Here is a 22,201-nt window from a genome sequence, read left to right on the forward strand (position 1 = left end):
ACTCACGGGGCTCCGGTCCCCTCGGATGGCGGGTTCGCGATGTCGTACACATCGCGGATCCGCCATTCGGCGTCCCGGCGGATGATCACGACCATCTGCGCTCCCTCTTCGGAGGCGTTCCTGATCGCGGCGATATCGCCGTAGTCCTCGATCAGCACCGGCGGTTCGTCTGCCTCCCGCAGGTGCCGGGATGTGGTCGCACCGCCGTCCCACACCTCCGCGCACTCCGGCTGCGGGTGCACCTCGCAGCTCCGGCCCGCAGCGATCAGCTCTTCGCCGGCGGCCCGTGGATCCGACTGCGCCGACGCACCGAGGGCGCGGGGCCGTACAGGAGCGGCCGGCGTCGCTCCCCCGCGGTCAGGCAGCGTAGGAGACGGGGACGGCAAGGGCGGCCGTCCGGTCGACGTTGGAACGGCCGGAGTCGCCGTGGACGGACGGTCGGCCGCGTCAGCACTGCCCGAGCCGGACGGCCACAATGCGCCGACCACAGCGATCACGGCGGCCGCCGACACGGCGACAAGAACTGGCCCCCTCCACCGCTTGCGTTCGACAGACCGATCCGGCCGCGATGCGGGGAGCCGGGACTGCACCCGGGCCGTTCTCCGGAACGGCATGACGCGCCCGGCACGTTCCCGCACATGCTCCAGGGCATCGCGCAGCCGCAGCATCAGCACCGGCCCGGGGGCGGAAGAGCGCCTGCCGCGTGCGTGGCGCCCCTTCGCCCCCGCGGGGCGATTCCGCTGTGCCACAACCTCCCGTCGCCCGTCGTCTCGTGCGGCGGTACGCAGGTCTCTCCGTCGCGGAGGACGGTCGCCTCCTTGCGGCGACGTCCGCAAGGTGTCCCTCCTCTGGCTCCCGTCGTCAGGATCCGGGACCCCGCCGACGTCCAGTCGCAACGCTCGCGGGGCGGCGATCTCGAGCAGTTCGCCTTCCCACCGCGCGGCTTCGACGCGGAGGCGGCGCGGATCATCCAGCGCGTCGGCGAGGCGTGTCAGCACGCGACGGAGCGCACGGTCCTCGATCCGCGCCTCGAGATCACGCAGCAGCCGTTCTCCGGTCTCGCGCGGCGATCCCCCGGCACCCGGCGAGTCGGCCGCTCCGATCGCGAACAGTGGACGCGCCTCATCGGTCAGCCACCAGCCGCCGTCCAGGCCTCCTTCGGCCTCATCGTCCGCGCTCGAACGTGCGCCTGCACTCCGCTCGCCGGACGGCGCGTCCTGCGGGACCTCCAGCTCGAGCACACCGCGCAGCACGCTGACCGCGAGGGTCACCGCTTCACCGTGTCCGATCCCGCCGGTGTCCGCCGATTGCGCGAGGTGCGCACGCACGGTGCGCACGCACCACGGCAGCAGCACGTCCTGCCCATCCGGCCTCAGCGCGACATCGAGCGGCGCGGCCACGTGCTCGGCGCCGGCGAACACCCATCCGGCCCAGCCGTGCAGCTGCGCCGCATCGACCCGCACAGCCTTGCCGTTCCTGCACGTGACGAGCTCGCCGTCATACGGACCCTCCCCCTCCGCGAGCACACGGACGGTGCGATGCGCACCCGCCACGGCGATGCCTCTGCTTCGTTCCGTCATGCCCCCATCCCAACGCGCCGGCATCCCTCACAACGGGGGCATCACGCAATCCGTGCACATTCCGGATCGCGAGCCCTCTGTGCAGGACGATGCTGTTCGCCCACCGCGTGTCCATCCGGGCCGTCACGGCCTCGCAGAATCGGTAGGCTGGAGGGCATGGCAAAAAGTCCCTCCGCGACGGAGAAGCAGCCCGGCTTCTTCTCGCAGCTGCGCTCGCTCTTCCGCTTCACCCGGGAGATCTACCCGTGGCTGCCCTGGGCGCAGATCGCGCTCCTGGTCGTCGGCGTCCTCGTCGGCCTGATCGTCGGCTACCTGATCCCCCCGTTCCAGATCTGGAGCCTCGTACTGTGGGGCATCACCGGCCTGCTGCTGGGTGTGCTGGGCGCCATGTTCCTGATGACGCGCCTGTCCACGACCGCGATGTACCGCAAGATCGACGGCATGCCCGGCGCGGCCGGCCATGTCCTCAGCACTTCGCTGGGCCGCAGCTGGCAGGGTTCCGAGGTCCCGGTCGGCGTGAACCCGAAGACGCAGGACGCGGTCTACCGCGCGATCGGTCGCGGCGGCATCGTGGTCGTCGCCGAGGGCGCGCGCGGCCGGCTCACCCGGCTCGTCAAGGATGAGAAGACGAAGGCGATGCGCGTGGCCCAGGGCGTGCCCGTGAACGTGTTCTACGTCGGTCACGGCGAGGACGAGGTCTCGATCGACAAGCTCTCCAAGACCATCAAGAAGCTGCCCAAGGCCATCGACAACGCGACCATGGCCGCCGTGATCAAGCGCATGGAGTCGGTCTCCCAGTCCGTCGCCTCGCTGCCGATCCCCAAGGGCATCGACCCGCTCAAGACGCGCGCACCGCGTCCGCGCTGAACCTGCTCCTGACGCGACGAGCGCCCGGTCCCCTTTCGGGGCCGGGCGCTCGTCGTATGGCCGAGGGGACTCGCTCAGCCCGTGGTGTCCGGCATGTGCTCCTTCTGGAGCTTGCGCACCTTGGCCCGCCGGCGACGGCGCTCCGGGATCATCGAGCGCATCTCGTCGAGCTTGCCGAAGCACAGCAACCGGTCCTCGTCCTCGAGCACGACGTGCTTGCGCGGATTCGGGATCACCGTGACGCCGCGGTGCAGCGTGAGGACGGTGATGTCGCGATCCCACAGACCGAGGTCGCCGAGCTGCTTGCCGACCTGCTCCGCGCCGGCGTGGATCACGAGCTCGGCCACGCCGTAGCCGGTCGAGACGCTCAGGCGCTGGCGCACGTCGATCTCGGGGAAGTTCACCTGGTTGGCGATGAAGTCGATGATCGCGCCGGCCACGTCCAGCCCGGTCGCCGCCTCGATGCCCTGCAGGCCCGGCGAGGAGTTGACCTCCATGACCAGGGGCCCGTCCTCCCCCTCGAGCATGTCCACACCCGCCACGCGCAGCCCCATGATCTGCGCGGCCCGCACGGCCGTCTGCTCGTAGATCGGGTCGAGGTGCACGGCCTCGACGGTGCCCCCGCGGTGCACGTTCGAACGGAACTCGTCGCCGTTCGCCACGCGCCGCATGGCCGCGACCACCCGATCACCGACGACGAGGGCCCGGATGTCGCGGCCCCGGCTCTCCGAGATGAACTTCTGGATCAGCACGTTCTGCTTGGTCGAGTGCAACGTCTCGATGATCGCCTCGGCGACTTTGACCTGCGGGGCGAGGATGACGCCGATCCCCTGCGTGCCCTCGAGCAGCTTGATGACGACCGGCGCCCCGCCGACGCGTTCGATCGCAGGACGCACGTCGGCCCGGTTGCGCACGAACGCCGTGGGCGGCATCGCGATGTTGTGCCGGGAGAGGATCTGGTTCGCGCGGAGCTTGTCCCGCGCGCTGGAGATGCCGTTCGCGGTGTTCGGCGTGTAGACGTCCATCTGCTCGAACTGACGGACCACCGCCGTGCCGAAGTACGTGATCGAGTTGCCGATGCGCGGGAGGATCGCGTCGTAGTCGCTGAGACGGCGCCCGCGGAAGTGCAGATCCGGTTCGTCCGCCGTGAGGTCGATCGCGAAGCGCAGCGTGTTCAGCACCTTGATCTGGTGACCGCGCTGCGTCGCGGCGGCACGGAGGCGCTGGGTCGAGTAGGACTGCGGGGCGCGCGAGAGCACGGCGAGCTTCACGGTGATTTCCTGCCAGGATGTGTGTTGTGGACCGACCTACTCATTCAAGCACCCTAATCGGGTGGCGGGAGTGGGTGTCGCTCCCCGACGTCGGAATCCCCTGGATCAAGGCGAAGGTCGACACCGGGGCGCGAAGCTCATCGCTGCACGCCCAGCACATCCGCGAGTTCGAACGCGACGGCGCCCCGTGGGTGCGGTTCGACGTGCGCCCCTGGCAGGGCGCGCACGAACTGGTCCCGGTGGAGCTGCCGGTGTTCGACCGCCGCGACGTGCGCTCCTCATCCGGGCACGCGCAGAGCCGCCTGGTGGTGCTGCTCGATCTCGTGCTGGTCGACCACAGGGTCACCGCAGAGGTCACTCTCAGCAATCGCAGCGAGATGGGATTCCGGATGCTGATCGGCCGCGAGGCGCTGCGACAGGGCTTCACGATCGACCCGGCGCGCTCCTTCGTCGGAGGCAAGGCCCCGAAGACGTTCCGCCGCCTCAACCGCGGTCACGCCGCCGCCTGAAGGCTCTGCGGAGCCTTGCCCATCTCCTGCGCGATCGCGTCGTAGCCCGGCGCGTCAGGCGCGGATGAGCACCGTTCCGACCGCCTTGTCGTGCAGCCCGCGCTGATCCGCATCGAAGATCACGGCCGGGATCACGAAGACGAGCAGCAGGGTGCGCACGATCGGACGCCACGGGCCCACCCAGGAACCGTTCATCATGACCAGGCGCAGGCCCACGATCCGGTGCCCCGGGCTGCCGCCGATAGTCGGGATGAACACGATCTGCAGCACGGCGAACACGATCATCGGCGCGAACTGGGTGATGCCCGCCTCCTTCGGCAGGGCGAACTGCTGGAAGCCGAGGAACGCGCTCGCGATGATCGATGCCGCGGCGTAGTCGATCACGAGAGCGGCGATCCGTCGTCCGATCCGGCCGACGCTGCCCGGGCCGGTCTTCGGGAGACCGAGTCGTTCTCCGGGGTAGCTCTGCGCGGTGTCGGACATCCCTCCAGCCTAGGCGAGCGCGCTCCCTGATCCCGCCGCGGACGCCTCAGCCGCAGGCAGACCCGTAACACGCCGGAAACATTCCAGACACGGCCGCGTCATCCCCTGCTCGTAACCTGCTTGCAGGTCGCTCGACCGCACCCGTTCCTCCAGGAGTTGATGCATGTTCACCACCCCCGCCGACGTGCTCGCGTACATCCGCGACAACGACGTCAAGTTCCTCGACATCCGCTTCACCGACCTGCCCGGCGTGCAGCAGCACTTCAACATCCCTGCCGCGACGGTCGACGAGGACTTCTTCGCCAACGGCCAGCTGTTCGACGGCTCCTCGATCCGCGGCTTCGCGTCGATCCACGAGTCCGACATGCAGCTCATCCCCGACGTGACCACGGCCTACGTCGACCCGTTCCGCGAGGCCAGCACGCTCGTCATGGTCTTCGACATCTACAACCCGCGCACGGGTGAGATCTACAGCAAGGACCCGCGTCAGGTCGCCAAGAAGGCCGAGAAGTACCTCGCCTCGACCGGCATCGCCGACACCGCGTACTTCGCCCCCGAGGCCGAGTTCTACATCTTCGACGACGTGCGCTACTCGGTCACCGCCGGTGAGAGCTTCTACAAGGTCGACTCCGAGGAGGCCGCGTGGAACAGCGGCCGCGAGGAGGAGGGCGGCAACCTCGGCAACAAGACGCCGTTCAAGGGCGGCTACTTCCCCGTGGCGCCGGTGGACAAGACCGCCGACCTGCGCGACAACATGACGCTGAACCTCATCGACGCGGGGTTCCACCTCGAGCGCTCGCACCACGAGGTCGGCACGGCCGGTCAGCAGGAGATCAACTATCGCTTCGACACCATGGTGCACGCGGCGGACGACATCCTGAAGTTCAAGTACATCATCAAGAACACCGCTGAGGAGTGGGGCAAGACGGTCACGTTCATGCCGAAGCCGCTGTTCGGCGACAACGGATCCGGCATGCACACGCACCAGTCGCTCTGGCTGGACGGCAAGCCCCTGTTCTTCGACGAGAACGGCTACGGCCAGCTCAGCGACACCGCCCGCTGGTACATCGGCGGCCTTCTCAAGCACGCGCACGCGGTACTCGCCTTCACCAACCCGACCCTGAACAGCTACCACCGCCTGGTGAAGCACTTCGAGGCGCCGGTCAACCTGGCCTACTCCGCCGGCAACCGCTCCGCCGCGATCCGCATCCCGCTCACGGGCTCCAACCCGAAGGCCAAGCGCATCGAGTTCCGCGTTCCGGACGCCTCGGGCAACCCGTACCTCGCCTTCGCCGCGCAGCTCATGGCCGGCCTGGACGGCATCCGCAACCGCATCGAGCCGCTCGAGCCCATCGACAAGGACCTCTACGAGCTTCCCCCTGAGGAGGCCAAGAACATCCCGCAGGTGCCGAACTCCCTGCTGGACTCGCTCGAGGCTCTCCGCGCCGACCACGCCTTCCTGCTCGAGGGCGGCGTGTTCACCGAGGAGCTCATCGAGACCTGGATCTCCTACAAGTACAACAACGAGATCCTGCCGATGGCCCAGCGCCCGCACCCGTACGAGTACGAGCTGTACTACGGAGTGTAACGAGATTCCGCGGATTTCCGGGCCCTGAGGGGCCTGGTTTCCGTGGAGGTTTCCGCACGAAACTTCAGAGAGCGCCCGTCTCAGGTTCCCCCGACTGAGGCGGGCGCTTTCGCGCGTCCAGGACCGCGGACACGGCGGCCCGCGACGACTCATCCCGATCGGGCCACAGGTGCCCGTAGGTATCGAGGGTGGTCTTCGCTGAGGCGTGACGGAGCCGCGCCTGCACGGTCTTGATGTCGAGGCCGGCGGCGATCAGCAGACTCGCGAAGTAGTGGCGGAGGTCGTGGATCCGGAAGTCCTCGGGCAGGCCCTTCACGGTGGCTCGAGCTTCACGCCACGCTGTCTCGATCGTGTACGGCGCCACGGGACGGCCGAACGCGCCGACGACGATCGTGCTGCTCCCCCACTTCACGACGTTGACGCGCAGCTGCAGGGCGAGCTCGCGCGGGATCGGGATCGGATTCTTTGACTCGTCGGTCTTGAGCGGCTCGGCCGGGTACTGGATCGCGGGCGTGATCACGCCCGCCTTCGCGTCGACGTCTTCAGCTCGCAGCGCGGCGATCTCGGCGACGCGGAGGCCCGCGAAGGCGCCGAGCAGCACGACCGGTCGGAAGTGCTCCGGCAGAGCATCGTAGAGCGCCCAGATCTGTTCCGTGGTCGCGACGTACGCGCGCTGCTTCGCGGCCTTCGGCGACGTGCTCCGGTTGCATGGGTTCTTTGGTGCGAGACCGTCCTGCACCGCGTCGGCGAACAGCTGCGACAAGCGCCTGTGCAGCGCGTAGACGTAGCTCGGCGCGTACCCGCGCCCAGATAGGCCCGCGACCCACGTTCGGACTTCAGACGGGCGCACAGCAGTCAACGGGCGGTGCCCCAGGTCGGCCTTGATGATCGCGAGGTGCGTGGACGCCTGGCGCACGGTCGACGTGCGGTGACGCTTGTACCCCTCGATCCAGGTATCCGCCCACTCGCCGACCGTGATGCGCGCCCGGGCGGCGGGCAGGTGGGTGCCGGCGTCGACGGCCGCGGCTTGCTTGTCGACCCACGTCTGGGCCTCGTCCTTGAGGCGAAACCTCTTCGCGTGTTCCTTGCCGGTCTCGTCGTGGTAGCGGGCGCGCCAGCGCAGGCCCTGGCCGTGGTTGCGGGACGCGATCTTGTTGCCGTCCCCGTCGCGCACCCACCAGCGATCCTCGACGAACTTCCTAGCCACGATCGGTCACCTTCGCGGCACTCGGGTCTCGACCCACTTAGGGAATGAGCGTGCGTACATCGAGCCCGGTTCGTCCTCGGCTTGCTTGCTCGCGTCGTGATCGGCGAGCACCCAGCCCCATGCGTCGTCCGCTGACATGCGGCCAAATCCGGTCATTTCTATCTCGTCTTCTGGGCCGCGCGTGTAGGGCATGAGGAGGCCCAGTGGGGACACACCCAGCGCGACCGAAAGTGCCATGAGGTCGTCCACCTCCACCCGGCGATCACCACTCTCGAGGCGACCCACGCTCGCGACGGGGATCGGATGCTCGAGCGCATCGAGGCGTTGGGATAGTTGCGCCTGCGTCAACTGGAGCACCGTCCGGACACGTCGAACGTTCTCCCCCACGATTGTCGCAGTCGGCCCTGCCGGGTTTCCGCGTTGCCGCGTTCGAGTCTCTGTTGCCATGCAACGAGACTAGTTGACTTGCAACGCAGAAGCACGTATCTTGCGTTGTAACGCAGAGCACCTGCGTTACAACGCAAGGGAGTTGAGATGGCAGACAAGGTCCTGTTCATCCGAGAGGTCGCAGACCGCCTCGGGCGCAGCGAGGCGCAGCTGCGCTGGATGATCACGAAGGGCACAGCGCCGAAGAGCGCGATGATCGCCGGCCGTCGGTGCTGGCGGGAGTTCCGACGTCGAGAAGTTCATCGACGACGCATTCGCCGATGCGGAGGTGCGGTGACCATGCCCGACACGAAAAATGCCCTCGCCGGCCAGGGCGAGGGCGAGATCGGCACCATCTCCCAGCACGGGGCAGGAACGATCCTGGATCAGGATACGCCGGAGAGCGTTGAGGAAGCGATCGAGCAGGGCTGGATCGCTGACCGCGCGCTCGGGTTCACACCGATCATGTCTTTCAACGTTGCGCGTGGCATCGCTGAGGCAGAGTTCGCGAGGTCCGGTCGGCGCTTGCTGATGGTGAACCGGAACCCGGGGCGCGGGCCCGATATCCTCTATGCGCCGGATCTCGTCAGGGCGCTTCGGTATTGGTACGCCGAGATCCCGAGCTATGCCGACGTCCTCCCTGACCGCCCGTCGCCGGCGCCCACCGTCGACGCGGAGCGGATCCCCTGCGCACAGTTCCCGTGGTGCGACAGACACTACGAGGGCGAGGCTGAGGCCGACCGCCTGGCGCACTCCGGGACGATCGCCGACCTCAAAGGCGAGCACGTGCAGACCGTGGTGAGCGCATGGTTCGCCGACGACGAGCCCGGTTCCCTCGAGTTCGACATCGCACCGTTCTCGGAGTGGTCGATCACGCCCGGGAACATCGAGGCCGAGATCGCGGAGGCGATCGCACACCTGGTGAGCGCTCGCGAGTCGATGCTCGCCGTGGCAGCGGGAGTGGTCTCGTGAGCGGCCCGGCGAAGTCGGCGCCGACTGAGCGGCCGCGGTACCTGTCGCCGGAGCAGGTGTGCGACATCGTCCCGGGGATGACGGTCGCGAACCTGCAGGAGCTGCGGAAGACCGGGCGAGGGCCGGCGTACTACAAGCCGACGGGGGCCGGTGGGAAGGTCATCTGCTACGACGAGGCTGAGGTGTACGCGTGGGTTCTAGGGTCGCGGATCGGGACGAGGGAGCAGCCATGACCGGTATCCAGGTGACCGTCTGCCGCCCTCAGCGTGGCTCTGCGGGTCAGGTGCTCGTCCAGGTCGAAGAGGCCGTCACGGTGGCGCTCACGTCCGATGAGGCCCGGGATCTCGGGAGGGGCATCCTGTCGGCGGCGATCGAGCTCGAGCGTGCCGAGCGCGCGAAGGGCCGGGAAGCACGGCACCGCGCCGCCGTGAAGGAGCTCCGGCGTCCGTCACGGGTCGATGAGGAGCTTCGGGAGCGCGATGCATGAGCAGGAAGCCGGCGCCCGTGTGGATCGCGCGCCGCGGATGCTCGCACTTCGGGCTGAGCGCGGTGGAACGCGCTGTGCTCATGTGCCTGTGGGATCACGCCGACGCGAGGAACGAGGCGTATCCATCGGCGCCGACGATCGCGGCCGAGACGGGATTCGGGGATCGGGCGGTGAAGAGTGCCCTGGCGGAGCTCGAACAGCGCGGGTTCACGGCTCGAGCGGCGGGGTCGTCCCCTCGGGGTGCGCATTCTCGGCATGCGGTCCGCTACGTGCTCACGACGTCGCCGAAGCTGGTGACGTCGTGAGCGGTAGTGCACCAGGTGCACTACGGAACCGGGCTGGTAGTGCACCACGTGCTGTACGCGGTAGTGCACCTGGTGCACCCAGAAGTAAGAACATGTTCCGTTGGCCGCGCTGCCGGGCGCAGGACGCCCTTTCTGAGGCGTCCCGAGCCGCACTCAGCGGTCGCCGATTCCGGAGCAGATTGATCCGAGATCAGATCATGCGTAGCGGCCGGCTTGCCGGTCGCTGCCCCTCCGGCGAGGAGGCTCAAGGCGACGTCACGCTGGGTGCACGGCAGAGGCATGTCCGGTCCCAGCGTGCTCGCGGTCTTGCCGCCTCCCGGCGGCGCTGGCTGGGGATGACGAGCTGGCAGGGTGCTTGCTCCCGTCACCCGGCCGACGGGTCCGAGGGTGCGCTCGAGGTGGCCGGTTCCCAGCGCAACCACAGACGCGCGCGGGGCGCGGTCGCATGAGCGGGGCACTGGCACGTCCCCCGGCCGGGTACATCTCCCCGTCCGGGGACGTGCTGGTCCCGCCGGAGCTCGCGCGGATCCTGTACACGCACGGGCACCTCGACGAGTTCCACCAGGCCAAGGGTCATGTGCGCCCGGATCTCGGGAACCTGCTCGAGGCGTTGCGGATGGCCGGCACGCGGTGGGCGGGTGCCGATCACGGAAGCATCCCGGCGGTAGTCGCGGAAGTCCGCGCAGAGTGGTTCACGACCAAGCAAGTGGGGCTCCGGACAGGGGTTTCGCCGCGCAGGGTGCTGCAACTGATCGAGTCGGGTCGGTTGCAGGCCGAGAAGTTCGGCGGTAGATGGCGGATCCGTGCTGAGGATCTCCGTCACCTGCTGGCCGCGAGGAATCAGGAGCGATGACATGGGAAGCGTGACGACTGCGCCGGCTGTGGTGTCGACGGAGCAGCTGCGATCTGAGGCGCTCGGCAGGGTGCGTGGCTACGTCGACCCTGTGTCGGGAGGGCGCAGGGAGAACGCGCTGCTCACGCATCTCGACGCGGTTGCAGCCCGGACTCGTGAGGCGTACGCGAACTACGAGCACGCGATCGAGTTCGCCGACACCTTCGACGAGATCCTGCAGGCGCAGCTCGCCGCGATCGACTCGGACCGGTACGCCCGAGCGGCCGAGCAGATCGGGATCGATCTTCGCGCTCTCGTCGACAGGACCCGCAACGTCCGGCCCACGTTCGGCGCTGACGACGTGGCGCCGGCTCTCGCGTTCCTCGACGAGCAGCTGCGGACGCTCATGGCCGAGGTGAGGGAGCAGGAACCAGCCCTCGCTGGCATCCACGACGCACGCTCCGCGCTCCGCGGCGGTGGCGAGGCACAGGACGCTTGGGCGGTCATCGAGGCTGCTGTGGACCGGTACGCGGCTCTGCGTGCGGCACAGCGGCACCTCGTCGTGAACCTCCTCGGCACCGACGGCGCGCAGTACCGCATCGAGGTGCTGAACCGTACCGGGCACCTGCGGAACCCGCTCGACCACGAGAGGGCCTTCCAACACCGTCGAACCACACACAGCGCCCGTGAGCTAAGTCTTGGCGAGGCTGCGCTCGTCGAGTGGATCCAGGCCGCGCCGCGGCCGCCGTTCAACCGCACCGGGAACGACGTCCTCCCCGTCGATCCGATCGCGTACCTGCGGTGGATCGCCGACGGCAACAAGGCGTGGATCCCGGGCGTCGACGAGATGATCCGCGTCGACGAGCTCGCGGACCGGATCCTCAATCGTGCTGGGAGTCCCGCACAGCGCACCGCCGCCCGAGACGCGTACTACGCCCGTGACGGTGTGACCAAGGAACCCGGCGTGAAGAGGGAGATCTGACATGGCTGACCACGAGAAGCAGGGCAGCATGCGCCGCGGCCGTGACCTCTACGACGAGATGCACACCGCGGAGGGACGCCAGTCCGCCCGGGACCAGCGCTCCGCAGGCACGCTCGCTGCCGGCCGTGACCTGTACGACAAGCACCATCCCCGACCGAAGGACGCAGACCAGTGAGCACCCCGACCCAGCACGGCGCCGCCGTCGACGCGTTTGTGACCCGTCAGGCCGCACCCGGCCTGACGCCGCCGCTCGACACCGAGTACCTCGCCGCTCAGGTGCACGCGCACCTTGCCGGCGCACTCGGCACCGGCACGGCGTACACCACCGCCGACGCCCTCATCGCCGCGGCGGAGGCTCTGCCCGCCGGCGCCGACAAGACCACACCGCTCCGCCTCGCCCTGATCCACGCGATCCGGGCAGCGCGGTAACGACAGGACTCCGAGCGTGATGGCCCGATCAGACCTTTCCGTTCACACGCTCGGAGTCCGCATGCCGCTACTTCGACGACACCTCGACGCTCCCGGGCTGCGGCCCGCCCTCGACCAGCCTGTACGCGTAGGCGAGATCCCTCGTCTTGCTCGACTGCGATGCCAACGTGTAGGTGTTGTCGCGGATGTTCGCCACCGAGTCAGCGATCAGATCCATCAGCGCAACGCGCGCCCTGTCCTGAGCCGCGATGATCTGCTCCGTCGTGATCTTGTCCGTCATCTCCACCATCCCTTCGTCCCCAGCCCAGCGCTGCGGCAACACCCCACATCGTGCCTTGAACCACCGACATCCGACCCTGGGGGGATGCCCCTAAGAGGCCGACCAGCACCGGACCGCCGGGGAGGTGGCTCCGGTTTGATTCGGATTCAAAGATTTACGAGAAGGGATTCAGCATGACGCTGATCACTGGCACCATCACCGACTCGGCCGGGGCTCCGGCGAACGGGCGTATCGAGTTCGTTCAGGCTCAAAGGCTGGATACGGGCTACTCGCTCGTAACCCAGACCGTTGCGACCGCGCAGGTCGTCGACGGACAGATCCGAGCGCTCGACGGGTCTCCGTTCGACATGCCAGCGAACCCGGAAGGTACAGCGGTGCGACTCCGGGAGATCCTGGGCGGGCGCACGTTCGAGTGGTGGACGCAGATCCCTGCGACGGACGCGGAGTACCGGTCGCTGATACCAGTGGAACCGGTCGGGACTCCGCTGTATGCGCCGCCGCCATGGCTGACCGACGTCTTCGCGGCACGCGGGGACGCTCTAACTGCCAGCGGAGCGGCTGTGGCCTCAGCGTCGTCGGCCGCGTCGGCAAAGTCTGCAGCGGAGACGGCACGTGACGAGGCGGTCGCTGTCGGGAACACCAACGACACGATCATGGCCGCGGTCGCCAGTAATGGTGTTAGCGCATTCGCTGGGGTGCTATCGTCCACGATCGACGGTGAAGCGCGCCCGATCGTTCGTAGCCGTGGACGTGCGCATGGAGTGTTCCGCATCGGCGAGGACTACGGCGGCGACCCAACCGGAGCAACCGTCTCCACGACATCTGTGCTGGCAGCGTTCGCTGACGCTGCCGCATGGGCATCGGGATCGTTCAACTCACAGACGTCAAAGGGTGCGACGGTCGTTGTCGACGGCATCTTCCTTGTGAACTCGCCGATCAAGTTGGTGTCTGCACATTCCGGGCTCAAGATCCTCGGCAACGGCCGCACCTCCTCGCGACTCGTCAACAACACCACTGATCTCATTCAGATCCTCGAGGGCAGCATGCCGATCGACGTCTTCGCGGCTAACGTCTCGTTCGAAACCGGAGCGGCGGGCGGGCATGTGCTCTCGGTCGGCACCGACATCACCCTGACGAGCGCGCTCACTTCCGGTGCAGCTGTGACCTCACTGGTGGTGTCCCCGCTGCCCGCGTCGATCGCATCGGGCGCGACCGTATCGACTGTGATCCCGAACGTGTCCCAGCAGGACTGGACAACGACCGCGGCTGTCGCGGCTGGCGCGACCTCCATTCCTGTGGCGTCTCAGACGGCGAACACCAACTACCCGATCGGTAGCTACGTGACGCCGCCGAGCGCGGCTATCCGCACGTCGAAGTTCGACCACTGCCGGTTTCTGACTCGCAACCCGGCGTCCTCGCTCATCCGGCAGCGCGGTAACTCCAACTTCCTCGCGACCACGTTCGACACTTGCGATCTCGACCGTGCCGCGGGCACGGTCCCCGCGGTTGACATCCAGACCGTCTCAGGGAGCCTCCACAACAGCAACCTGTGGCTGAACTGCTGGGCGCATGGCCACAACACCTCAGCGGCACCTTTCTTCTACCTCCGGCCCCGGTCGGGCTGGTACTACGACACGTCATTCGTGAACGTGACCGGTGAGCAGAACGGTGGAGGATTCATCCACCTGTACGCCTGTGACGCGGTCATTATCGAGAATTGCCCTGACTGGGACTACGCCCCGGCATACGCCGGGAGCCTGTTCAAACTCGCCCCGGTGGGGTCTGCCGTGTGCAACAACTGGGAGATCACGAACTCGTTCCGCCTTGCGAACGCGGGCGGTCTGGGTGCAGGCGTGTTTGACATCGAGGCCGGTTCGGCAACCCAACGCAACGGGCACATCTTCGGGTGTAAGCCTCCTGGTGTGGCCCCGGTGTACAGCCTGAACGGCGATGTGAAGATCGATGGCGAAGGGCAGGGGTTCAAGACGATCACGGCGGCGGGCACGACGACGCTGACGCTGTCCGACCCGCGCAACATCGTCGTGAACACTGCGAGCGCCGTCACGCTGGCGCTCCCTGCGGTCACGGCTGCTGCCCTTGGGCGCGAATTCAATGTCGTCAACGTCGGAGCAGGAGTGGTCACGATCGCCACCACCGTTTCCGGAACCGCGGGGCGGACGCTGAATCAATGGGATCGGATGACGATCCGCACGGACGGCTCAACTGCATTGTTCGGCCGTATCTGGTTCATGGTCTGAGAGGAACAACGATGGATCTGAATGCGCTGATCGCGAGGCAGAAATCGATGCTCGAGAAGCGGATCAAGACTCCGCTCGAGGTGGAGGTCGTGCTCGCCGACCACGTGGTGACCGTGGTGATGCCACTGATGATGCCGGGGGCCTTCTTCGACCTGTCGACGGCGTTTCCGGCGTCGTCGGCGCAGGAGCTCCGGCGGTTCGGGTTCGGGTTGGAGGAGGTCGCCCGGCACTATCCGGACATCGTGATCCGCGACGGTGACGAGGAGGACAACCTGCTCTCGGTGGCCGTCGACGGGAAGGATAAGGAGATCCACTACGGGTGGCCGGAGGTGTACGACGTTCGCGACTACGACGACCGTCAGAGCATCCGTGCTGCGATCTGGGGCGAGTACGTGTATCGGCCGCAGCAGGCGAGGACGGCTCCTCTCGGGAGGGACCGCGCTCACTGCCATTCCGAAGTGGCAGTCGTTCAAGGCGACTGTCGCCGAGGCCGGTCTGTCCCTCAAGGGCGTCGGGTTGTCGGCGGGAGCCGCAGGCCTCGCGCTCGGGGGCCTGTTCCTGGTCGTGGGTGAGCTCGCCGCGAAGCAGCAGCGGGGCGCGGAGCTCGCTCAGCAGTACGCGGACACGATCGCGGCCGGCGCGGACAAGGTCGGTGACGCGGCCCGGAAGATCACGGTCGAGCAGCTGAAGAAGGGCGGCGATTGGCTTTCGTTCAACTGGCAGTCCGCGTACGACGCGGCAGACAAGCTCGGCATCTCCCTCGACACGGTCACCGATGCGGCGATGGGCAACCAGGGCGCCATGGCCAAGCTGAAGCCGTACTACGACGCGCTCGGCGCCGACACGGCGAAGTTCTACGACCTCGCATCGAAGACCGGCATGAGCGCCGCAGAGACCCGCTTGGCGCTCGAGGCGCTGACGAACGGGATCGGCTCGCAGAACGAGGCGATCAAGCGCGGTGTCGAGCTCAAGGGGCAGGAGCAGCGCGCGAACGAGGACACCGTATCCTCGACGCAGACCCCGGCCGAGGTTCGTTCTCGAGGACCACTCGACGAATTACTCCTAAGACCCGGATGAGAAGGCGCGGGCGCAGCGGACACAGCTGACCCGGGCGCTCGACGCGCACGGGATCCGCTGAAGGAGCAGCGTGCGCCGGAGGTGTCCGCTACGCTCACGATCGTGAGCGAAGAAACGAAGGCTGAGATCGACCGAGCACGCACGGCCCTGGGTGAGGCACAGACCCACGCCAGCGCAGTGAAGCGATCCGCGCTGGAGAGTATCGCGTCAAACATGCCGGCAAAGGTCGATGCGATCGCGAAGCGAATCGCGCACGAGTATCCCGAGGTCACGCGCGAGCTCGGCGCCGATCGCGTCGCCCAGCTCCGCGAGGATCTTGCCAAGGAAGCAAAACGGCTGGGCGATCAGTTCGTGGGTGCTATCGACGAGATCAATTGGCCGCGCTCTGAGCCCTATAGTCAGGTCCGATCTCAGGACATCGAAAGCGCGCTGACCGCGAGGTTCCGGGGGAAGGTCAACGGTCCGTCGGACATCCTTGCGCGCGCCGGGTACCTCAAGACCAACCTCTATCACCGAGAAGCCGTTCAGACGCGTCCGAGGGAGCTCTTCGACGGCGAGGATTTCGGACCCGTGGCCGAGGCGCTTACCGCGCTGAGCAAGGCCGAGGATAGCTTCAAGAAGGCCCTTGCGGCAGACGACAGAGCGGTGGTCAACGACCTGTGGGGCGACTAGCACCGCGCGCGGAGCCTGACGTAGCCGTGGGGACAGAGCACGAGGTAGGGCTCGGAAGGAGAGACATCATGGCGAACGACTACTCGACTGCCTGGGACGCGCTGGCGAACGCGATCGGCGCCGCGAAGGGTGAGAGCTCGGGCTACATCGACGACGTGGAACACCTCACGGTCGATCAGCAGCTCAAGGTCGCCGAGATCGCGGCTCTGCTGTCGATCTCGCAGGAGCTCTCCGCGCTGAACCCGCAGAACACGAAGTCGCGCGGCAAGGACGGCGTCTGGCGGGATGGCTGGGGCCGCGAGATCGCGGACTGACGGTAGCTGCCGAGAAGGGAGTCCCATGGCCGTCCTCTACATCGCCGGTGCGCAGCTGCACGTCGACAGCGCGACCGCGGTACGCCTCGTGGAGCAGAGCGAACTCACCGCACCTGGCGGAGTGCTCTGCATCGAAGGCACCGGCGCCGATCAGGGTCTCTACATCAGGGTCCCGTACGGCACAGCCTTCGTGGTGGATCGTCGATAGCGTCGAGCGCTCCCGTGGGTCTCTGAGCGTCGCAGACATCGAAGCGCCGCGCGAGCACCTCGGACGGGATTAGGCCTGTCAGGCCGGGCGTAAGCGATCGGGGAAGGGCATTTGGCCCGCTACGCAGCGTGGACTGAGCCGGTGCGGCGGATGTCTGCCGGGGTCATCCCCGCCCACATCCCCGCCGCTGGACGACCGGCGATCGCGAACGCCTCGCAGAGCTCGAGCAGCGAGCACGCACGGCAGATGCCGCGCATCATCGCGGTCTCCTCGGGGTCATCGAACCGGTCGCGGGTGAACCCGTCGAGCCCGTCGCACGCCGGCGGGCTGTCTTCCATCGCCCGCACGAGCGCCGCGTGCGCGTGCTGACCGACGAACTCGGGCAGATCCGCGAGCAACGGCGCCAGGTCCACATGGCTCTGCGCGGACGTGTACGCCTCGCTGGCGGCGTCAGAGGCATCCTCAGGCACCTGGAGGTGTCCGCGGCCCTTGCGGCCTGTCACGGAGGTGGGGAGAGAGAGATCCGGTAGCCCGGCCGTGCGCCGATCCTTCCGGAGCCTGTAGAAGTGCACCGGGGAGGCCTTCATCCGGTCCCGCCACCACGCGAGCAGCACGTCCTCACGCACGACCCGGAACCGTTGCCCGGTGTCGTCGGTCCGCCACTCCATCGGCATCCCGTTCTGGCGCCACACGCGGATGCTGTGCTCGCTGCGCTTCACCCGCCTCGCCGCAGACGCGTACGTGAGCCAGGTTTCCGTGGCGGTTTCCGTCGCAGGTCCACTCAAGCCCATCATCGGCCACCACTCCCCTACGCCTAGATCCGCGGAATCACTCGGATCCCACCCTCAGCCGATGCCGTCCATTCATCCGCGGACAGTACGAGCTGTACTTCGGCGTCTGACCCCCGATCCGACGAACGCCCTCGACCTTCATGGTCGGGGGCGTTCGTCGTTCCGCCCGGCACGGCGTGGTTCGTCGCGGCGGATTCACGGACATGACAAGGTGAGGCCAGTCACCCCGGTGACTGCATCTCCGGCCCGCAGAGGAGTCAGCATGCTCACCCCCACCACCGTCAAGATCTCATTCTGGATCTTCCTGATCGGCATCATCCTCGACGTCGTCGGCGCCGTCCTGATCATCATCGCGGGAGCGGCCGTCACCACGACCGGCGACTCGGCCACTGTCGCGGGCACCAGCGTCGACGGGACCGTCCTCATCGCCACGGGTGCCATCGCACTCGTGTTCGCGATCATCGAGCTGTTCATCCTCCGGAGGATGAAGGCAGGCAGGAACTGGGCACGCATCGTGCTGACGGTCCTGGAGATCCTCTCGATCGGCTCACTGTTCAGCGGCACCAACGGCATCGGGATCCTCGCCCTCCTTCTCGGCATCGTCGCAGTCGTGCTCTTGTGGCTGCCCGCCTCGAACACCTACTTCCGCGGCGCCTGAGGTCTCGTGCGCTCGGCCCGGGCCGAGAGACCCCGGCACCTTATCCGGTTCAGGCGCGGACCAGCAGCACTCCGGGACGGATGCCCGCGGTGAAGGAGCGCACCTGGCCGCGCTCCTCGCCGTCGATCTGGAAGGGCTGCGGGCGCGCCAGCTCTACTCTGATGCGCTGCGCCGAAGCATGCCGCACCACGTCGGTGCTGGTCGTCTCGCCACCGAGGAGCCTGCGCAGACCGTTGTCCCAGACGACGGTGCGCACCGTCTCGAACCAGTCCGCCACGCCCTCCGCGCTGACGAGAAGGAGATCCAGCCGCCCGTCGTCCGGCACGGCGTCCGGAAGCAGGGTGATCCCGCCTTGGATCATGCCGCAGTTGCCGATCATGAGGGTGTGGATCCGCGCCCGGTCCGCGTGCTCCCCGTCCAGGGCGAGCTCGACGGAGACGAGCTCGGTCCCGGCGGCCGCGGCGCCCAGCGCCTTCACATAGGCGAGCCAGCCGGCCTTCGCCTTGAGCTCCTCGTCGGTCTCCTCGAGCATGCGCGCATCGAGCCCGAGGCCGGCCATCACGACGAACACGTGCTCTCCCGGAGCGTCACCCTCGCTCACCTCGATGGTGCCCACGTCGATGCGGCGCGGCTCTGCGGTGAGCGCGTGGGCGACCGCGGCCGCGACCCCGTCCAGCGGCACGCCCAGATTCCTGGCGAGCAGGTTGCCGGTGCCGTGCGGCAGGATCCCGAGAGCGGCATCGGTGCCGGCGAGCACCTCGGCCACTGCGCGGACCGTGCCGTCGCCACCCGCCGCGAAGACGAGCTCGCAGCCGGCATCGACCGCCTCCTGCGCCATCGCCCGTCCCGGGTCCTCCTCGGTCGTCAGGAAGAACCGGATGTCGGCATCGGAGATGTGCGCAGCGACCGCGGCGCGCACCTCATCCTCCGATTCGAGCTTCACCGGATTGCGGACCACGCCGATCATCGTCATGAGACCATCCTCGCCGCATCGCCGGCCGAACGCCGCGCACAGCGCCCGTCAGCCGTAGAACAGCGTCTCGAAAGCCTTCCTGGCGCGCCGCGTCACGCGCAGGTATTCCTCCTCGACGGCGGCCGCCGAGCGGTCGGGGTAGCCGAGGATCCGGCCGACGCCGTCGAGCTCGCGCGGATCAGCCGGCAGCACGTCCTTCGTCTGCCCGGTGAGCAGCGTCATCGCCGAGCGCAGCCGGCTGGAGAGCCGCCATGCCTCACGCAGCCGCTCCCCCGCCGCGGCCGGCACGAAACCGTTCTCGACGGCGACGTCGAGTGCCGCCAGCGTCGAGGTCGTGCGCAATGCCGGCACGGCATGCGCATGCTGCAGCTGCACGATCTGGATCAGCCACTCCACGTCGCTGAGAGTGCCGGGGCCGAGCTTGAGGTGCCGGCGCGGGTCCACGCCCTGCGGCAGGCGCTCGCCCTCGACGCGTGCCTTGATCCGCTTGATCTCCCGCAGTGACGTGAGATCCAGCGCCTCCGGATAGCGCACGCCGTCGGCGAGCTCCAGGAAGCGCTCGATGAGCTTGTGGCTGCCCGCGACGCCACGGGCGCGCAGCAGCGCCTGAGCCTCCCAGGACAGCGACCAGCGGCGGTAGTACGCGGCGTACGCGTCGAGGGTACGCACGAGAGGGCCGTTGCGCCCCTCTGGGCGCAGATCCGCGTCGAGCTCGAGCGGAAGCCGATGGTCGGTCAGGTGCTCCCGCAGCCCTGCGACGATCCGCGCGGCGAGCTGCTGCGCACGCTGCGCGTCGACACCGTTCGCGTCGTACACGAAGAGCACATCCGCGTCGGATCCGAATCCGAGCTCCGCGCCGCCGAAGCGCCCCATTCCGATGACGGAGAAGTCCAAGACGTCGTCTTCGTCAGGCACGACATCGCGGCGCACGGCTCGCAGCGCGGCCTGGATCGCGGCATCGGTGATCGTCGTGAGCGCCAACGCGACCTCGTCGATGCTCAGCACGTCCAGCACGGCGCCCATCGCGGTGCGCAACAACTCCCGGCGTCGCAGCGCCCGTACCGAGCGCATCGCATCCAGGATCGTGTCGTGCCGGGTCTGGATCGCCCTGGCCTCCTCATCGAGCGCCTGCCACGGCCGCGGTCGCAGCTGCTCGGTGCTCTCCAGCCACGCCACCGACTCCGGGATCCACTCCATCAGCTCGCCGATGTACCGCGAGGTCGAGAGCACGCGGGTGAGCCGCTCCGCGGCGCCCGACGAGTCGCGCAGCATGCGCAGGAACCAGGGCGTGTCGCCGAGCCGCTCGCTGATGCGCCGGAACGCGACCAAGCCGTAGTCGGGATCCGTGCCGTCCGCGAACCAACGCACCATCACCGGCATCAGGTGCCGCTGGATCGTGGCCTTCCGGCTGAGTCCGGTGGTCAAGGCGCCGATGTGGCGGAGCGCACCGGCAGGGTCGCGGAAGCCGATCGCGGCGAGGCGGTCGTGCGCCTGGTCCGTGGAGAGCGTGCGCTCCTCCTCCGGCAACGATGCGACCGCGCTCAGCAGCGGACGATAGAACAGCCGGGTGTGCAGGTCCCGCACCTCACGGCGCACGTCCTCCCACACCCTCCTGATGCCGTCCGCAGTCTCGGCGAGGCCGGTGGCGCGGCCCAGCACGCGCAGCGCCTCCTCCTCGCGCGGCACGAGATGGGTGCGCTGCATCTCGCGCAGCTGCAGCCGGTGCTCGATCAGTCGCAGCACCCGGTAGTCCTGCGCGAACAGGCCGGCCTCGGCTCGGCCGATGTAGCCACCCGCGACGAGCGCGTCGAGCGACTCCAGCGTGCCCCTCGTGCGGATCTGCGGATCCGTGAGGCCGTGCACGAGCTGCAGCAGCTGCACGGTGAACTCGATGTCGCGCAGTCCTCCCGGTCCGAGTTTGAGCTGGTACGGCACGTCCTCGGCAGCGATGTGCTCGGTGACGCGCTCGCGCATGCGCTGCACGCTGCCGACGAAGTCCTCGCGTGCTGCACTCGACCACACCTTGGGCTGCACAGCCTCGATGTATGCCGTGCCCAGGGCGTCATCGCCGGCGATCGCCCGCGCCTTCAGCAGCGCCTGGAACTCCCAGCTCTTCGCCCAGCGGTCGTAGTAGGCGACGTGTGAGCCCAGGGAGCGCACGAGCGCGCCCTGCTTGCCCTCGGGGCGCAGCGCCGCGTCGACCTCCCAGAGCGGCGGCTCGGACTCGATCCCGGCGATGACCTGCATGGTCTCCCGCGCCAGCCGTGTGGCGATGTCGATCGCCCTGGGCTCAGTCAGCCGCTCCTCATCCGCGGTGCCCGCGACGAAGATGACGTCCACGTCGCTGACGTAGTTCAGCTCGCGCGCCCCGGTCTTGCCCATGCCGATGATCGCCAGCCGGGTCAGAGCGACGTCCCGCCGGACGTCGGCGGAACCGGCCGCGATCGCGGTGCGCGCGATCGCGAGCGCCGCCTCCAGCGCAGCGGACGCCGCATCCGCGAGCGCCGCCGAGACGTCCGCCACCGCGGCGACCGGATCCGATGCGGTCAGATCCCACGCCGCGATCCCTGCAACCGCACGCCGGTACGCGATGCGCAGCCGGATCCGGGCCGCCGCGTCTCCGGTCGCCGCGAACCCGTCCGCCGCGTCCACTGAGGACAGCAGCAGGTCGCGCAGCCGCTCGGCGCTCGGCAGCGCCGAGCGGTCCTCACGCAGCAGCGCCAGCTCCTCCGGACGGCGTTCGAAGAACCGACCGAGGCCCGGCGAGGCCCCGAACACCGCCCAGGCGCGGGCGCGCGACGCCGCGTCCGACAGCACGGCTGACACCGCAGACGGATCTCGGCGGGCGACGCGGATGAGCCCGGCCAGCGCCTCGTCGGGGTCGGCGCTGCGCAGCGGCTCGATCAGCGTCGACGGCGTGAGCCCGGTGATCTCGCCCAGTTCACGCAGCCCGGCGGACGCGGCGGACAGGCCGACGAAGCCCAGCCGGGCGAGCGCGGACAGCGAGAGCGAGTCGTCGAAACGGGGCACTG

The 22,201-nt window shown here is 68.3% G+C and carries 27 protein-coding genes; 18 read left to right on the top strand and 9 right to left on the bottom strand.

The features are described from left to right. Nucleotides 1-2 precede the first annotated feature (2 nt). The gene (locus tag ACTJI8_RS02795; protein ID WP_440731878.1) at nt 3-1,580 is read right to left on the bottom strand and encodes a hypothetical protein; all 1,578 of its coding nucleotides are present in this window, start codon (nt 1,578-1,580) and stop codon (nt 3-5) included. Between the two features lie 156 nt (nt 1,581-1,736). Here ACTJI8_RS02795 and ACTJI8_RS02800 point away from each other — a divergent pair, with 156 nt between their 5' ends. Beyond that, on the top strand, nt 1,737-2,447 hold the full coding sequence (locus tag ACTJI8_RS02800) for a DUF4191 domain-containing protein (RefSeq protein WP_440731879.1): 711 nt from the start codon (nt 1,737-1,739) through the stop codon (nt 2,445-2,447). Nucleotides 2,448-2,521: 74 nt separating this feature from the next. Here the strand turns inward: ACTJI8_RS02800 and ACTJI8_RS02805 are convergent, their stop codons facing one another. Then, entirely contained in the window at nt 2,522-3,718 is a 1,197-nt protein-coding gene (locus ACTJI8_RS02805) for a RimK family alpha-L-glutamate ligase (protein WP_440731880.1), read from the bottom strand. Between the two features lie 17 nt (nt 3,719-3,735). Between ACTJI8_RS02805 and ACTJI8_RS02810 the strand changes: the two genes are divergently transcribed. Then, nucleotides 3,736-4,227, top strand: coding sequence for an ATP-dependent zinc protease family protein (locus ACTJI8_RS02810; protein ID WP_440731881.1), 492 nt, complete (start codon nt 3,736-3,738; stop codon nt 4,225-4,227). Nucleotides 4,228-4,281: 54 nt separating this feature from the next. Here the strand turns inward: ACTJI8_RS02810 and ACTJI8_RS02815 are convergent, their stop codons facing one another. After that, nucleotides 4,282-4,710 (bottom strand): RDD family protein, encoded by a 429-nt coding sequence (locus ACTJI8_RS02815; RefSeq protein WP_440731882.1) that lies wholly within the window; start codon nt 4,708-4,710, stop codon nt 4,282-4,284. A 163-nt stretch (nt 4,711-4,873) separates the two neighbouring features. Between ACTJI8_RS02815 and glnA the strand changes: the two genes are divergently transcribed. Next, entirely contained in the window at nt 4,874-6,298 is a 1,425-nt protein-coding gene (gene glnA, locus ACTJI8_RS02820; protein WP_440731883.1) for a type I glutamate--ammonia ligase, read from the top strand. A gap of 64 nt (nt 6,299-6,362) precedes the next feature. Here the strand turns inward: glnA and ACTJI8_RS02825 are convergent, their stop codons facing one another. Both ACTJI8_RS02825 and ACTJI8_RS02830 read right to left on the bottom strand, forming a co-directional pair. Continuing rightward, nucleotides 6,363-7,505, bottom strand: a complete 1,143-nt coding sequence (locus tag ACTJI8_RS02825) for a tyrosine-type recombinase/integrase (protein WP_440731884.1) — start codon at nt 7,503-7,505, stop codon at nt 6,363-6,365. Nucleotides 7,506-7,511: 6 nt separating this feature from the next. Beyond that, a complete protein-coding gene (locus tag ACTJI8_RS02830; protein WP_440731885.1) occupies nt 7,512-7,952 on the bottom strand; it encodes a helix-turn-helix domain-containing protein in 441 nt (146 codons plus the stop codon). 87 nt (nt 7,953-8,039) lie between these two features. Between ACTJI8_RS02830 and ACTJI8_RS02835 the strand changes: the two genes are divergently transcribed. From ACTJI8_RS02835 to ACTJI8_RS02870, 8 genes are all read left to right on the top strand, one after another. Continuing rightward, nucleotides 8,040-8,903: a helix-turn-helix transcriptional regulator gene (locus tag ACTJI8_RS02835; protein ID WP_440731886.1), complete on the top strand. Its 864-nt coding sequence runs from the start codon at nt 8,040-8,042 to the stop codon at nt 8,901-8,903. A gap of 77 nt (nt 8,904-8,980) precedes the next feature. After that, entirely contained in the window at nt 8,981-9,136 is a 156-nt protein-coding gene (locus tag ACTJI8_RS02840) for a hypothetical protein (protein WP_440731887.1), read from the top strand. Then, the gene (locus ACTJI8_RS02845) at nt 9,133-9,390 is read left to right on the top strand and encodes a hypothetical protein (protein WP_440731888.1); all 258 of its coding nucleotides are present in this window, start codon (nt 9,133-9,135) and stop codon (nt 9,388-9,390) included. The genes ACTJI8_RS02840 and ACTJI8_RS02845 overlap by 4 nt, the downstream gene beginning before the upstream one ends. Beyond that, nucleotides 9,387-9,695 carry a helix-turn-helix domain-containing protein gene (locus tag ACTJI8_RS02850; RefSeq protein WP_440731889.1) on the top strand — a complete coding sequence of 103 codons (309 nt, stop codon included), beginning with the start codon at nt 9,387-9,389 and terminating at the stop codon, nt 9,693-9,695. The genes ACTJI8_RS02845 and ACTJI8_RS02850 overlap by 4 nt, the downstream gene beginning before the upstream one ends. Nucleotides 9,696-10,140: 445 nt before the next feature. Next, nucleotides 10,141-10,548: a helix-turn-helix domain-containing protein gene (locus ACTJI8_RS02855; protein ID WP_440731890.1), complete on the top strand. Its 408-nt coding sequence runs from the start codon at nt 10,141-10,143 to the stop codon at nt 10,546-10,548. A 1-nt stretch (nt 10,549) separates the two neighbouring features. Further along, complete coding sequence (locus ACTJI8_RS02860) at nt 10,550-11,509, top strand: hypothetical protein (protein ID WP_440731891.1); 960 nt, start codon at nt 10,550-10,552, stop codon at nt 11,507-11,509. 1 nt (nt 11,510) lies between these two features. Then, nucleotides 11,511-11,684: a hypothetical protein gene (locus ACTJI8_RS02865; protein WP_440731892.1), complete on the top strand. Its 174-nt coding sequence runs from the start codon at nt 11,511-11,513 to the stop codon at nt 11,682-11,684. Then, the gene (locus ACTJI8_RS02870; protein ID WP_440731893.1) at nt 11,681-11,938 is read left to right on the top strand and encodes a hypothetical protein; all 258 of its coding nucleotides are present in this window, start codon (nt 11,681-11,683) and stop codon (nt 11,936-11,938) included. The genes ACTJI8_RS02865 and ACTJI8_RS02870 overlap by 4 nt, the downstream gene beginning before the upstream one ends. A gap of 67 nt (nt 11,939-12,005) precedes the next feature. Here the strand turns inward: ACTJI8_RS02870 and ACTJI8_RS02875 are convergent, their stop codons facing one another. Continuing rightward, on the bottom strand, nt 12,006-12,218 hold the full coding sequence (locus ACTJI8_RS02875; RefSeq protein ID WP_440731894.1) for a hypothetical protein: 213 nt from the start codon (nt 12,216-12,218) through the stop codon (nt 12,006-12,008). 173 nt (nt 12,219-12,391) lie between these two features. Here ACTJI8_RS02875 and ACTJI8_RS02880 point away from each other — a divergent pair, with 173 nt between their 5' ends. From ACTJI8_RS02880 to ACTJI8_RS02905, 6 genes are all read left to right on the top strand, one after another. Next, nucleotides 12,392-14,476 (top strand): hypothetical protein, encoded by a 2,085-nt coding sequence (locus ACTJI8_RS02880; RefSeq protein ID WP_440731895.1) that lies wholly within the window; start codon nt 12,392-12,394, stop codon nt 14,474-14,476. Between the two features lie 11 nt (nt 14,477-14,487). Next, entirely contained in the window at nt 14,488-15,048 is a 561-nt protein-coding gene (locus tag ACTJI8_RS02885) for a hypothetical protein (RefSeq protein ID WP_440731896.1), read from the top strand. Continuing rightward, nucleotides 14,993-15,553 (top strand): hypothetical protein, encoded by a 561-nt coding sequence (locus ACTJI8_RS02890; protein ID WP_440731897.1) that lies wholly within the window; start codon nt 14,993-14,995, stop codon nt 15,551-15,553. Before ACTJI8_RS02885 ends, ACTJI8_RS02890 begins: the two co-directional genes overlap by 56 nt. Before the next feature lie 102 nt (nt 15,554-15,655). Continuing rightward, nucleotides 15,656-16,225 carry a hypothetical protein gene (locus tag ACTJI8_RS02895; RefSeq protein WP_440731898.1) on the top strand — a complete coding sequence of 190 codons (570 nt, stop codon included), beginning with the start codon at nt 15,656-15,658 and terminating at the stop codon, nt 16,223-16,225. A 68-nt stretch (nt 16,226-16,293) separates the two neighbouring features. After that, nucleotides 16,294-16,539: a hypothetical protein gene (locus ACTJI8_RS02900; protein ID WP_440731899.1), complete on the top strand. Its 246-nt coding sequence runs from the start codon at nt 16,294-16,296 to the stop codon at nt 16,537-16,539. A 25-nt stretch (nt 16,540-16,564) separates the two neighbouring features. Beyond that, on the top strand, nt 16,565-16,747 hold the full coding sequence (locus ACTJI8_RS02905) for a hypothetical protein (RefSeq protein ID WP_440731900.1): 183 nt from the start codon (nt 16,565-16,567) through the stop codon (nt 16,745-16,747). A 119-nt stretch (nt 16,748-16,866) separates the two neighbouring features. On the opposite strand, the gene ACTJI8_RS02910 is transcribed toward ACTJI8_RS02905, so the two are convergent. Continuing rightward, on the bottom strand, nt 16,867-17,466 hold the full coding sequence (locus ACTJI8_RS02910) for a WhiB family transcriptional regulator (RefSeq protein ID WP_440731901.1): 600 nt from the start codon (nt 17,464-17,466) through the stop codon (nt 16,867-16,869). Nucleotides 17,467-17,800: 334 nt separating this feature from the next. On the opposite strand from ACTJI8_RS02910, the gene ACTJI8_RS02915 reads away from it, so the two are divergent. Continuing rightward, nucleotides 17,801-18,196, top strand: a complete 396-nt coding sequence (locus ACTJI8_RS02915; RefSeq protein WP_440731902.1) for a hypothetical protein — start codon at nt 17,801-17,803, stop codon at nt 18,194-18,196. A 49-nt stretch (nt 18,197-18,245) separates the two neighbouring features. On the opposite strand, the gene ACTJI8_RS02920 is transcribed toward ACTJI8_RS02915, so the two are convergent. Both ACTJI8_RS02920 and ACTJI8_RS02925 read right to left on the bottom strand, forming a co-directional pair. Next, on the bottom strand, nt 18,246-19,169 hold the full coding sequence (locus tag ACTJI8_RS02920) for a diacylglycerol/lipid kinase family protein (protein WP_440731903.1): 924 nt from the start codon (nt 19,167-19,169) through the stop codon (nt 18,246-18,248). 48 nt (nt 19,170-19,217) lie between these two features. After that, the gene (locus tag ACTJI8_RS02925; RefSeq protein ID WP_440731904.1) at nt 19,218-22,199 is read right to left on the bottom strand and encodes a bifunctional [glutamine synthetase] adenylyltransferase/[glutamine synthetase]-adenylyl-L-tyrosine phosphorylase; all 2,982 of its coding nucleotides are present in this window, start codon (nt 22,197-22,199) and stop codon (nt 19,218-19,220) included. Nucleotides 22,200-22,201: the final 2 nt, after the last annotated feature.

Origin of the sequence: Microbacterium sp. 22303 (assembly GCF_052045265.1) — a bacterium.
Taxonomy (GTDB): domain Bacteria; phylum Actinomycetota; class Actinomycetes; order Actinomycetales; family Microbacteriaceae; genus Microbacterium.